Annotated in this window: 12 protein-coding genes; 8 read left to right on the forward strand and 4 right to left on the reverse strand. The window is 74.7% G+C overall.

Features of this window, described 5'->3' with window-relative positions; translation table 11 throughout:
• The first annotated feature begins 45 nt into the window (after positions 1-45).
• Genes OG871_RS09515 through OG871_RS09530 form a run of 4 tightly spaced genes read left to right on the forward strand, consistent with a single transcriptional unit; the run spans position 46 to position 4655 of the window.
• On the forward strand, positions 46-1125 hold the full coding sequence (locus OG871_RS09515; protein WP_371495896.1) for a phosphotransferase family protein: 1080 nt from the start codon (positions 46-48) through the stop codon (positions 1123-1125).
• Positions 1126-1127: 2 nt separating this feature from the next.
• Positions 1128-2360, forward strand: coding sequence for an acyl-CoA dehydrogenase family protein (locus OG871_RS09520; protein ID WP_371495898.1), 1233 nt, complete (start codon positions 1128-1130; stop codon positions 2358-2360).
• Between the two features lies 1 nt (position 2361).
• The gene (locus OG871_RS09525) at positions 2362-3537 is read left to right on the forward strand and encodes an acyl-CoA dehydrogenase family protein (protein WP_371495900.1); all 1176 of its coding nucleotides are present in this window, start codon (positions 2362-2364) and stop codon (positions 3535-3537) included.
• Positions 3534-4655, forward strand: coding sequence for an acyl-CoA dehydrogenase family protein (locus OG871_RS09530; protein ID WP_371495902.1), 1122 nt, complete (start codon positions 3534-3536; stop codon positions 4653-4655). Before OG871_RS09525 ends, OG871_RS09530 begins: the two co-directional genes overlap by 4 nt.
• Before the next feature lie 112 nt (positions 4656-4767).
• On the opposite strand, the gene OG871_RS09535 is transcribed toward OG871_RS09530, so the two are convergent.
• From OG871_RS09535 to OG871_RS09545, 3 genes are read right to left on the reverse strand one after another with little or no spacing between them, the layout of a single operon-like run.
• Positions 4768-5739, reverse strand: coding sequence for an NADPH:quinone oxidoreductase family protein (locus tag OG871_RS09535; RefSeq protein WP_371503258.1), 972 nt, complete (start codon positions 5737-5739; stop codon positions 4768-4770).
• 14 nt (positions 5740-5753) lie between these two features.
• The gene (locus OG871_RS09540; RefSeq protein WP_371495904.1) at positions 5754-6542 is read right to left on the reverse strand and encodes an SDR family oxidoreductase; all 789 of its coding nucleotides are present in this window, start codon (positions 6540-6542) and stop codon (positions 5754-5756) included.
• Complete coding sequence (locus OG871_RS09545; RefSeq protein WP_371495906.1) at positions 6539-7294, reverse strand: SDR family oxidoreductase; 756 nt, start codon at positions 7292-7294, stop codon at positions 6539-6541. The genes OG871_RS09540 and OG871_RS09545 overlap by 4 nt, the downstream gene beginning before the upstream one ends.
• A 111-nt stretch (positions 7295-7405) precedes the next feature.
• Here OG871_RS09545 and OG871_RS09550 point away from each other — a divergent pair, with 111 nt between their 5' ends.
• From OG871_RS09550 to OG871_RS09560, 3 genes are all read left to right on the forward strand, one after another.
• Positions 7406-8017, forward strand: coding sequence for a TetR/AcrR family transcriptional regulator (locus OG871_RS09550; protein ID WP_371495908.1), 612 nt, complete (start codon positions 7406-7408; stop codon positions 8015-8017).
• A 46-nt stretch (positions 8018-8063) separates the two neighbouring features.
• Positions 8064-8621 (forward strand): GNAT family N-acetyltransferase, encoded by a 558-nt coding sequence (locus OG871_RS09555; protein ID WP_371495910.1) that lies wholly within the window; start codon positions 8064-8066, stop codon positions 8619-8621.
• 115 nt (positions 8622-8736) lie between these two features.
• The gene (locus OG871_RS09560) at positions 8737-9558 is read left to right on the forward strand and encodes a hypothetical protein (protein ID WP_371495912.1); all 822 of its coding nucleotides are present in this window, start codon (positions 8737-8739) and stop codon (positions 9556-9558) included.
• Positions 9559-9613: 55 nt separating this feature from the next.
• Here the strand turns inward: OG871_RS09560 and OG871_RS09565 are convergent, their stop codons facing one another.
• A complete protein-coding gene (locus tag OG871_RS09565) occupies positions 9614-10414 on the reverse strand; it encodes a VOC family protein (protein WP_371495914.1) in 801 nt (266 codons plus the stop codon).
• A gap of 167 nt (positions 10415-10581) precedes the next feature.
• Between OG871_RS09565 and OG871_RS09570 the strand changes: the two genes are divergently transcribed.
• Complete coding sequence (locus OG871_RS09570; RefSeq protein WP_371495916.1) at positions 10582-11796, forward strand: NAD(P)/FAD-dependent oxidoreductase; 1215 nt, start codon at positions 10582-10584, stop codon at positions 11794-11796.
• Positions 11797-11810: the final 14 nt, after the last annotated feature.

Genomic DNA, 11810 nt, shown 5'->3' on the forward strand with positions numbered 1-11810 from the left:
GCTTAGTCATGCCCGTCCCATCCGTGCCACCCAGGCGAGGAGCCCATGAGCGACGCCCCGGACGCCCCGGACACACCGGATACACCGGACTCACCGGACGCCCCCGCAGCCCTTCCCGGACTCGACCTCGCGCGGCTGCGCGAGCGGATCGACCAGGACCTGCCCGGCCTACTGGACGGGCCGCTGCGGGCCCGGCTGTTCGAGGGCGGCAAGTCCAACCTGACCTACCTGCTGGAGGACGGCACCGGCCGCTGGGTGCTGCGCCGGCCGCCGCTCGGCCACGTCCTGGCCACCGCGCACGACATGGCCCGCGAGTTCCGGGTGCTCGGCGCCCTGCATCCGACGGCGGTGCCCGTCCCCGAGCCGCTGCTGCTGATCGAGGACGCGGAGGTGACCGGGGCGCCGTGCTACCTGATGCAGTACGCCCCCGGCACCGTCTACCGGGACGAGGAGCAGTTCGCGGGCCTCGGCCCCGAGCGGGTGCACGGGCTCGGGCTGCACCTGGTGGACACCCTGGTCGCGCTGCACGCGCTGGATCCGCAGGCCGTCGGGCTCGGCGGCTTCGGACGCCCCGAGGGCTTCCTGGAGCGGCAGTTGGGGCGCTGGGGCAAGCAGCTCGCGGCCTCGCGCAGCCGCGAGGTCGCCGGGATCGACGAACTCCAGGCGCACCTGGCCGCCGCCCTGCCGCAGTCCCCCGCGCCCGCCCTGGTGCACGGCGACTACCGGCTGGACAACGTGCTGGTCGACGGGGACGACCGGATCACCGCCGTCCTGGACTGGGAGATGTCCACCGTCGGTGATCCGCTGACCGACCTCGGACTGCTGGTGATGTACGTCGAGCTGGCCCGCCGCTTCGACGGGGTCCTGCCCGGCGCCGTGCTCGCCCCGGGCTTCCCCGCCACCGACGAGCTGGTCGCCCGCTACGCCGCGGGCTCCGGACGGGACGTGTCCGCGCTCGGCTGGTACGTCGGCTTCGCCTCGTTCAAGCTCGCCGTCGTCCTGGAGGGCATCCACTACCGCTGGACCAAGGGCGGCACGGTCGGCCCCGGTTTCGACCGGGTCGGTGAACTCGTGCCCGCCTTCGTGCAGTTCGGTCTCGCCGCACTGAAGCTGAAGGAGCACTGACCGTGGACTTCGCCTACGACGCCCGCACCGAGGAGCTGCGCGGGCAGCTGCTCGCCTTCATGGACGAGCTGGTGCACCCGGCCGAGCCGGTGCTGGCCGCCCAACTCGCCGACCCGGCCCGGGAGGCGTGGACCGTCCCGCCGGTCGTCGCCGAGCTCCAGGCCGCGGCCAGGGCGCGCGGCCTGTGGAACCTCTTCTTCGTGGACCAGCACGGCGGGCCCGGCGCGGGCCTCACCAACCTCCAGTACGCACCGCTGGCCGAGATCACCGGCCGTTCGCTGCTGCTGGCCCCCGCCGCGCTCAACTGCGCGGCCCCCGACACCGGGAACATGGAACTGCTGGCCGAGTTCGGCGACGAGGCGCAGCGCAAGCAGTGGCTGGAGCCGCTGCTGGCCGGCGAGATCCGGTCCGCGTTCGCGATGACCGAGCCGGAGGTGGCCTCCTCGGACGCCACCAACATCACCACCCGGATCGAGCGGGACGGCGACGAGTACGTCGTCAACGGCCGCAAGTTCTACATCACCGGCGCGATGAACCCGAACTGCCGGATCTTCATCGTGATGGGCAAGACCGACCCGGGCGCCGACCCGCGCCGCCAGCAGAGCATGATCCTGGTCCCGCGGGACACCCCGGGTGTGACGGTGAAGCGCGGGATGACCGTCTTCGGATACCGCGACGAGGACCATGGCGGGCACGCCGAGGTGCTGTTCGAGAACGTCCGGGTCCCCGCCGGGAACCTGATCGGCACCGAGGGTTCGGGCTTCGCGATCGCCCAGGCACGGCTCGGCCCCGGCCGGATCCACCACTGCATGCGGGCGATCGGGGTCGCCGAGCGGGCCCTGGAGCTGATGTGCGACCGGGTGAGCGAGCGGGTCGCGTTCGGCAAGCCGCTGGCCGAGCAGGGGGTGGTGCAGGACTGGATCGCGGAGGCCCGGGTCCGGATCGAGCAGGCCAGGCTGCTGGTGCTGAAGACCGCCTGGCTGATGGACACCGTCGGCAACCGGGGCGCGCACACCGAGATCCAGGCCATCAAGATCGCCGTCCCGGCGACGGTCGAGTGGATCCTCGACAAGGCCGTGCAGGCGCACGGCGCGGCCGGGGTCGGCCAGGACACCCCGCTCGCCCAACTCTGGGCGGCCAACCGGACGCTGCGGCTCGCCGACGGCCCGGACGAGGTCCACAAGCGGTCGCTGGCCCGGCGCGAGCTGGGGCGCCGGCGGACCGGGAGGAGCTGACGTGGAGGCCGAACTGCGCGAGCGGGTACGGCGGTTGCTCGCCGACCACGACCCCGCCGGCACCGACCGGCTGGACTTCCTGCGGGCCCGGTTCGACGCCGGGCTGGCCTGGGTGCACTTCCCGCCCGGACTCGGCGGCCTCGGCGCACCGCGCGCCCTGCAGGCCCTGGTGGACGCCGAGTTGGAGGCCGCGGGGGCACCCGACAACGACCCGCGCCGGATCGGCATCGGGCTGGGCATGGCCGCGCCGACCCTCCTGCGCTACGGCACCGAGGAGCAGAAGCAGCGCTTCCTGCGGCCGCTGTGGACCGGCGAGGAGGTGTGGTGCCAGCTGTTCAGCGAGCCCGGCGCCGGCTCCGACCTGGCCGCGCTGGCGACCAGGGCCGTGCCCGAGGGCGACGGCTGGCGGGTCGACGGCCAGAAGGTGTGGACCTCGACCGCGCACACCGCCCGCTGGGCCATCCTGATCGCCCGCACCGACCCCGATCTGCCCAAGCACCGGGGCATCACCTACTTCGTCTGCGACATGACCGACCCCGGGGTGGAGGTCCGCCCGCTGCGGCAGCTCACCGGCGAGGCCGAGTTCAACGAGGTGTTCCTGACCGGCGTCCGGATCCCGGACACCCACCGCCTCGGCGGTGTCGGGGAGGGCTGGCAGGTCGCCCAGACCACGCTCAACAACGAGCGGGTAGCGATCGGCGGCCAGGCCATGCCGCGCGAGGGCGGCATGGTCGGCGTGGTCGCCGCCACCTGGCGCGAGCGGCCCGAGCTGCGCACCCACGAGCTGCACCAGCGGCTGCTGAAGGCCTGGGTGGACGCCGAGGTGGCCCGGCTGGCGGGCGAACGGCTGCGCCAGCAGCTGGCCGTCGGCCAGCCCGGCCCGGAGGGCGCCGCGATGAAGCTGGCGTTCGCCCGGCTCGCCCAGGAGTTGAGCGGCCTGGAGGTCGAACTACTGGGCGAGGAGGGCCTGGCGTACGACGACTGGACGATGCGGCGGCCCGAGACCGTCGACTTCAACGGCCGCCAGGCCGGGTACCGCTACCTGCGGGCCAAGGGCAACTCGATCGAGGGCGGCACCTCGGAGATCCTTCGCAACATCATCGCCGAGCGGGTGCTCGGTCTGCCGGCCGAACCCCGGACCGACAAGGACATGCCCTGGAAGGAGCTGCCGCGATGAGCGCGCCCGACCTGCTCTACTCCGAGATCGAGGAGGAACTGCGCGCCAGCGTGCGGGACCTGCTCACCGACCGCTGCCCGCCCTCGGCCGTCCTGGCGCGCTGCGAGGGCCCGTCCCCGTACGACCCGGCGCTGTGGCGCGGCCTGGCGGTGGAGCTCGGGGTCGCCGGACTGCACGTCCCGGAGGAGTACGGCGGCGCGGGCGCGAGCCTGCGGGAGACCGCCGTGGTGCTGGAGGAGCTCGGGCGGCGGGTGGCTCCGGTGCCGTTCCTGGGCAGCGCCGTCCTGGCGACCGGGCTGCTGCTGGCGGCCTGCCCGCAGGACCCGCTGCTCGCGGAGGTGGCGGCCGGCGCCCGGACCGTCACGCTCGCCGTACCGCTGTCCACCGCGCCCGGGGCCGGCTTCCCCGGGACCGTCCGGGCGGCGGCGGGCGGCCGGCTGAGCGGCCGGGTCACCTCGGTCGCCGACGCGCTGACCGCGGAGCTGCTGCTCGTCCCCGCCGAGGGGCCGGACGGTCCCGCGCTGTACGCGGTGGAGGCGAGCGCGGCCGGGCTGGGCGTGGCGCGGCGGACCTCGCTGGACCTGACCCGGCCGCTCGCGGACGTGACGCTGAACGAGGTGCCCGGGCGCCGGCTCGCCGAGGGCGGGCCGGCCGTGCGGGCGCTGCGGCAGGCGCTGACCACCGGCGCCGGGCTGCTGGCCTCGGAGCAGCTCGGCGTGGCCGAGTGGTGCCTGTCGACGACGGTCGAGTACCTGAAGGAGCGCCGGCAGTTCGCCCGCCGGCTGGGCTCGTTCCAGGCCCTCAAGCACCGGCTGGCCGATCTGTGGCTGGAGACGGTCGGGGCCCGGGCCGCGGCGCGGTACGCGGCCGACACCCTGGCGGCCGGCGGGCCCGACGCGGAGGTCGCGGTGGCCCTCGCCCAGGCGCACTGCGGCGCGCTCGCGGTACGGGCGGCGGAGGAGTGCGTCCAACTGCACGGTGGGATCGGGATGACCTGGGAGCACCCGGCGCACCTGTACCTCAAGCGGGCCAAGGCGGACCAGCTGGCGCTCGGCACACCCGGCCACCACCGCGCCGCGCTGGCGGGGCTGGTGGATCTGCCGGGGCCGGTGGGCTGACGGCGGCGGGTACGGGGCGCCCGGCCGGCGGGTGGCCGGGCGCTTGCGCACCTGCGACGGCACGGACAGGCCGAAGGGGCCGCGCCATACGGCGCGGCCCCTTCGGCGCGGGCTACGGCAGGACGGCGATCCGGCCGGTGCTGGCGCCGGCGGCGACCGTCTGCACGGCCTCGGCGGCACGGGCCAGCGGCAGGCGCTCGCTGACCAGCGGGCGGACCACGCCCTTGGCGGCGAGCTCGGTGAGCTCCCGGTGCGCCTGCCGGACGGCCTGCGGGTCGTGGGTGTTGTAGAGGCCCCAGTGCAGGCCGAGCACGGCGTAGTTCTTGACCAGGGCGTGGTTGAGGCCCGGGGCGGGGACGGTGCCGCTGGCGAAGCCGACCACCACGATCCGGCCCTCGAAGGCGATGCACTTGGTGGAGGCGGTGTACGCGTCTCCACCGACCGGGTCGAAGACCACGTCCGCGCCGCGACCGCCGGTGGCCTCCTTGACCGCGGCGACGATGTTCTCGGCGCGACGGTCGATCACCAGGTCGGCGCCGAGGTCCCGGGCCGCCTCGGCCTTCTCGGGGCCGCCGACCACCCCGATCACGGTGGCCCCGGCGGCCTTGCCGAGCTGGACGGCCGCGCTGCCGACGCCGCCCGCAGCCGCGTGCACCAGCAGGGTCTCGCCGGCCGCCAGCCGGGCCCGGCGGTGCAGCCCGAACCAGGCGGTCTGGTAGCCGATGTGCAGGGCGGCGGCCTCGGCGTCGTCCAGGGCGTCGGGCGCGGGGAAGGTCGCGGCGGCGTCCATCAGCGCGTACTCGGCGAAGGCGCCGGCGGGCAGCAGCGGGGTGCCGATCACCCGGCCGCCGCCACCGCCGTCGCCGCCGACCACCTCGCCGCACAGCTCCACACCGGGGGTGAACGGCAGCGGTGGGCGGATCTGGTAGTGGCCCCGGCACATCAGCGCGTCCGGGAAGTTGACGGCGGCGGCCAGGACGCGGACCAGGACCTGACCCTCATCCGGTATCGGCCGGGGCACGTCGTCCCGAAGCCTCATCACCTCGACGGGCTCGCCGAGCGCGCCGACCTGCCATGCCCTCATCGCGTTCACCGCGTTCATCGGTGGCCCTCCTCGGCCGCTGCGGACAGTTCCAGGCCGCGCTGCAGCCGGTTCATCCCGGCCAGCCAGCGGTCCGGGGTGGTCGCCCGGGCCGCGTAGTAGTCGGCCACCTCGGTGTGCGGGAGGATCAGGAACTCCTCGGCCGCGATGGCCCGCAGCACCTCGTCGGCGACGGCGGACGGCTCGATCGCGGTCGGTTCGAGCAGGGCCTGCCCGACGTCTCCGGTCGAGGCGAGCATCGCGGTGCGCACGCCCTGCGGGCAGAGCGCGTGGACCTTCAGGCCGCGGTGCCGGTAGGTGGCGGAGAGCCATTCGGCGAAGGCGAGCGCGCCGTGCTTGCTGACCGCGTACGGGGCCGAGCCGAGCATGGTGAGCAGGCCGGCCGCCGAGACGGTGGCGAGGAAGCGGCCCTCGCCGCGCTCCAGCCACTCGGGGAGCAGCTGTTCGGCCGCCCGGACGTGGGCCATCACGTTCACCTCCCAGGCCTGGGCCCAGGCCTCGGGGCCGGCGTCCGCGCCGCCGGTCGGGGCGACGCCGGCGTTGGCGCAGTAGACGTCCACGGCGCCCAGCTCGCGGCGGGTGGCGGCGAGCAGCGCGGCGATGCCCTCGGCGGAGGCGGCGTCGCCCGGGACGGCGAGGCCGCCGATCCGGGTGGCGACCGCCTCGGCGCAGGCGGCGTCGAGGTCGTTGACCACCACCCGGTCGCCGCGGGCGGCGAAGGCGGTGGCGAGCGCCGCGCCGATGCCCCGGCCGGCGCCGGTGACGACGACGACCTGCCCGGTCACAGCCCGCCGCCGAGGGTCACTCCGCCGTCGACCACCAGGGTCTGGCCGGTGATCCAGCCGGCGTCCGCGGAGAGCAGGAAGGCGACCGCGCCGGCGACGTCCTCGGGGACGCCGAGGCGGCCGAGCGGGTAGGAGCGGATGACCTTCTCCTCCCGGCCCTCGTACAGCGCCTCGGCGAACTTGGTCTTGACGATGGCGGGGGCGACCGCGTTGACGCGGATGTCCGGGCCGAGTTCGGCGGCGAGTTCGACGGTGAGCCGCATCAGGGCGGCCTTGCTGACGCCGTACATGCCGATGCCCCGGGAGGCGCGGATGCCCGCGATGGAGGCGAGGTTGACGACGGCGCCGCCGTGCTCCCCCATCCAGGCGGCGTGGGCGAGGCGGGTCCAGGCCAGCGGCGCCAGCACGTTGACCGCGAAGATCTTGGCGGCGGCGACCGGGTCGGTGTCCAGGGTCGGGCCGTAGACCGGGTTGATGCCGGTGTTGTTGACCAGCATGTCGAGTCGGCCGAACGTCTCCATGGTGCGGGCGACGGCCTCCTCCTGGTGGGCGGGGTCGTCGGACTTGCCGGCCACCGCGATCGCGTGGTCGGCGCCGCCGAGGTCGCGGACGGCGTCGTCGAGGGGCTCGGCGTTGCGGGCGGTGATGCACACCTTGGCGCCGCGCTGGACGAGTTCGCGGGCGATGCCGAGGCCGATGCCCCGGCTGGCTCCGGTGACCACGGCCACCTGGCCCTTGAGGGAGGAGGTCATCGCCGTACCTTTCGAGAGGGTGACTAAGCGCTTGCTCAGCATCTTGATGACGGGCCACACTGTCAACAGGCCGAGCCGTCCGGCATTGATCCATCTGCGAGGATTAGTCCTATGAATGACCCAGCGACCGCCGACCTCTGGCCCGGCGAAGGCACCGAGGCCCCCCGGCGGCTGCTGCTCGCGGCCGTGGACTCGTTCGCCCGGCGCGGCTACCACGCCACCACCACCCGGGACATCGCCACCGCCGCCGGGATGAGCCCCGCCGCGCTCTACATCCACTACCCGTCCAAGGCCGCCCTGCTCGCCGAGATCAGCCGCACCGGCCACCAGGCCACCTTCGACCTGGTCGAACGCGCCGAGGCCGCGAGCACCGATCCGGTGCGGCAGATGCGACGCCTGGTCGAGGACTTCACCGTCTGGCACGCCCGCGGCCACACGGTGGGCCGGATCGTCAACAACGAGCTGCACGCCCTCCCCGAGGACACCTTCGCCGCCGTGGCGGAGCTGCGGATCCGGATCGAGGAAACGGTTCGCCGGATCATCGAACACGGCGTCGCGGCGGGCCTCTTCGAGGTGTCCGACCCGCGGACCGCCGCCCGGGCCGTCACCTCGCTCGGCGTCGACGTCTCCCGCTGGTACACCGAGCGCAGCAGCGAGCCACCCGAGGAACTGGGCCGCCGCTACGCCGAACTGGTGCTGCGGATGCTGGGCGCGACGGCCTGACGCCGACCCCTCCCGCACCACCCGCGAGCCGGAGTACGGTGACCCGATGATCACTCGATCCGTCGCCGTCACCTCCGACGTCCTGCTGCGCCCGGTCGCCGAGGACGACGCCGCCGCCCTGCTGCGCGCGTACCTGCGCAACCGCGAGCACCTGCGCCGCTGGGACCCGCGCCGGGACGAGGACTTCTTCACGCCGGCCGGCCAGGAGGCCAGGCTGCGCGAGCAGGTGGAGCAGCGCGAGGCCGGGCGGACGGCGCCGTTCGTACTGGCGCACGGCGACGAGATCGTCGGCGCCGTGACGCTGTCCAACGTGGTGCGCGGCCCGCTGCAGAGCGCCAACCTCGGGTACTGGATCGATCTCGGGCACGTCGGCCGTGGCCTGGCGAGCGCGGCGGTGACGCTGGTCTGCCGGGCCGCCGACCAGCAGCTCGGGCTGCACCGGCTGGAGGCCGGCGCGGCGACCGACAACCCCGGTTCGCAGCGGGTGCTCGCCAAGAGCGGCTTCGAACGCATCGGTACGGCGCCCAGGCTCCTCCTGATCGACGGCGAGTGGCGGGACCACGTGCTCTTCCAGAAGATCCTCAACGACCGCCGGCCGGCCTGAGCCGCGCCCGCCCGGCGACGTCGGCGACACTGCGACGCTCCGGACCCGGTCGGCGGTGCCACCTTCCCCACCCCATCACCTTAGGTTAGGCTCACCTAAGAAACGAGGAGGACGGATGCCCCACGCCGAGAACCAGCCGACCCGCGTCGCCGACCGGCCCACCACCCGCCGCACCGCGCCGACGGCCGCCGAACGCGCCCGCACCATCCTGCAGTTCGCCTCCTCCGTGGTGGTCGACGTGCCGGGCATCGACCTGGTCAACCGGCCGGGCATCCCCCCGCTGGCGACCTGCGCGGGCCTGCCCGACGGCGCCCTCGCCGTGCTGGTGGAGACCTCCTCGCCGCTCTACCGGGTGGTGGCACTCGCCCGCGAGGAGGAGGTCCCGGCCGAGCTGGAGGCCGTGGACGTGGCGCCCGTCGCCGTCCCGCAGCGGATCCGGGCGCGGGCCCACGCCCACGGCCGGCTGACCCTGCTGCCGGCCGCGGGCGCCGAGCTGATCCAGCAGCTCTTCCCGCGCCGGACGGCCGCCGGCCACGCCCTGCTCCGCCTCGACCTGGACCACCTCGCGGTCGAGGACCTCTGGGGCTCGGACTGCTGCATCGACCTGGGCGCCTTCGCGGTCGCCGCCGCCGACCCGGTCGCGGGCGACGAGGCGACGCTGCTCCAGCACCTCGCCGCCGCCCACCCGGACCAGCTGGAGCTGCTCGGCAGCCGGGCACTCGACCGGCCGTCCGGCCGGCACGCCTGGCGCGGCCCGGCCGGCGCCCCGCGCCGCGTGGTCCCCGTCGTACTGGACCGGTTCGGCCTCCGGGTCCGGCTGATCGGCGAGAGCGACACCCAACTCCTGGACGCCCGCTTCGAGTTCCACCGCCCGGTCACCGTGCCGGACGAACTGCCGGAGGCCATGCACCGCCTGTTCGCGGGCCTGCGGCACTGAGGCCCCGCGGCACCCACCGGCCCGCCGCACCCGACCGGACGGGCCGGCCACCACCTCAGCCGAGCGGGCTGATCACCGAGAACAGCCCGCCCTCCGGATCGCTCAGCCGGGCCACCCGCCCGTACGGGGTGTCGACCGCCTCGCCCACCACCTTGCCGCCGAGCTCGACCGCCTGCCGGAGCGCGGCCCCGGTGTCGGCGACCGAGAAGAACACCTCCCAGTGCGGGCCGAGCCCGGCCTCCGCGCCGCGCAGCGCGGCGATGCTGCGGCCCTCGACCCGCAGCACCACCCGCTCGTGTTCGTAGCGCACCTCGAAGTGCGCCGGGTCCCGGCCGTCCCAGCGGAACACCTCGCCGTAGAACAGCGCCGCCGCGAACGGGTCGGGGGTCCGCAGCTCGATCCAGGACGGGGTGCCGGGCGCGCCCATCCAGACCTCCTCGGCCGGCTCGCCCTCCCAGATGCCGAAGGCCGCCCCGGCGGAGTCCGAGGCGAGGATGATCCGGCCGGCGTCGAACGCCAGCGGGCCGACGCCCACCGTGCCGCCGCGCTCGCGGACGCCGTCGGCGGACTGGTCGGCGCTCTCGGTGCCGAAGATGGTCGTCCAGGCGACCGGGACCTCCCAGTCGCCGCCGATGATGCCCAGCCCGGCGACCTCCACACCGTCCACCACGGCCCGCAGGTACGGTCCCCAGCGGTCCGGCCCCGGCTCGAAGGTCCAGCCGAGCAGCGGTCCGTAGAACGCCTGCGCAAGGTCGAGGTCCCTGGCCGTGAGACTGACCCAGCACGGCGCACCCGGCACGCAGCGCACCCTGACCGTCTTCTCGTCGACCGTCTTCTCGCCCATCGGATCACCCATTCGGAGCTGCTCCTTCCGGTCCTGCCGAGCTCAGCCTAGGTGCTGCCGGCCCGGCCGGGCCGGATTGGACCGTGCGGCCCGGCCGGGTGACTCCGGCGTGGCCTGCGCCCGGCCGGATCGGCACTCAGGTGTGATGGGCGCTCGGAACACGGGGTAAGGAGCGGGGTATGGACACCTCATACGTCATCCTGGGCGCGAGCCTGGCCGGGGCGAAGGCGGCCGAGTCGCTGCGCGAGGAGGGATTCGACGGCCCGATCGTGCTGGTCGGCGACGAGCCCGAGCGCCCCTACGAGCGGCCTCCGCTCTCCAAGGGCTACCTGCAGGGCGGCACCGAACGGGAGAAGATCTTCGTCCATCCGGCCGAGTGGTACGCCGAGCACCGGGTCGACCTACGCCTGGGCACCACCGCCACCGCGATCGACCCGGACGCCCGCACGGTGACGCTGTCCGACGGCAGCCGGCTCGGCTGGACGAAGCTGCTGCTGGCCACCGGCTCGACCCCGCGCCGGATCCCGGTGCCCGGCGGGGACCGGCCGGAGGCGCTGTACCTGCGCCGGGTCGGGGACAGCGAGCGGCTGCGGGCCGCGTTCCGGCCCGGCGCGCGGATCGTGGTCGTCGGGGCGGGCTGGATCGGTCTGGAGGCGGCCGCGGCGGCCCGGGCGGCCGGCGCCGAGGTCACCGTGCTGGAGGCGATGGAACTCCCGCTGCTGCGGGTGCTCGGACGGGAGGTGGCGCAGGTCTTCGCCGACCTGCACGCGGCGCACGGTGTGGACCTGCGCTTCGGTGTCCGGATCGCCGAACTCGCCGCCGAGGGCGTCCGCCTGGACGACGGCACCCTCGTCCCGGCGGACGCCGTGGTGGTCGGCGTCGGGATCAGCCCGAACACCGGGCTCGCCGAGGCGGCCGGGCTGGAGGTCTCCGACGGCGTCCGCACCGACCAGCACCTGCGGACCTCGCACCCCGACATCTTCGCGGCCGGTGACGTGGCCAGCGCGTTCCACCCGCTGTACGGCAAGCCGATCCGGGTCGAGCACTGGGCCAACGCCCTCAACCAGCCGAAGGTGGCGGCGGCCTCGATGCTGGGCCGGGACGCCGTCTACGACCGGGTGCCGTACTTCTTCACCGACCAGTACGACCTGGGTATGGAGTACACCGGGTACGCCGAGCCCGGCGGCTACGACCGGGTGGTGTTCCGGGGGGACGTCGCCGCCCGTGAGTTCATCGCGTTCTGGCTGGCCGACGGCCGCGTCGTGGCCGGGATGAACGTCAACGTCTGGGACGTCACCGACCCGATCCGCGATCTGGTCCGCTCGGGCCGGCAGGTCGACGTGGACGCCCTGACCAGCCCTCGGGTGCCGCTGGAGGAACTGGCGAAGCCCTGACCCGGACGGCCGGG

Source organism: Kitasatospora sp. NBC_00374 (assembly GCF_041434935.1).
Classification (GTDB): Bacteria; Actinomycetota; Actinomycetes; order Streptomycetales; family Streptomycetaceae; genus Kitasatospora.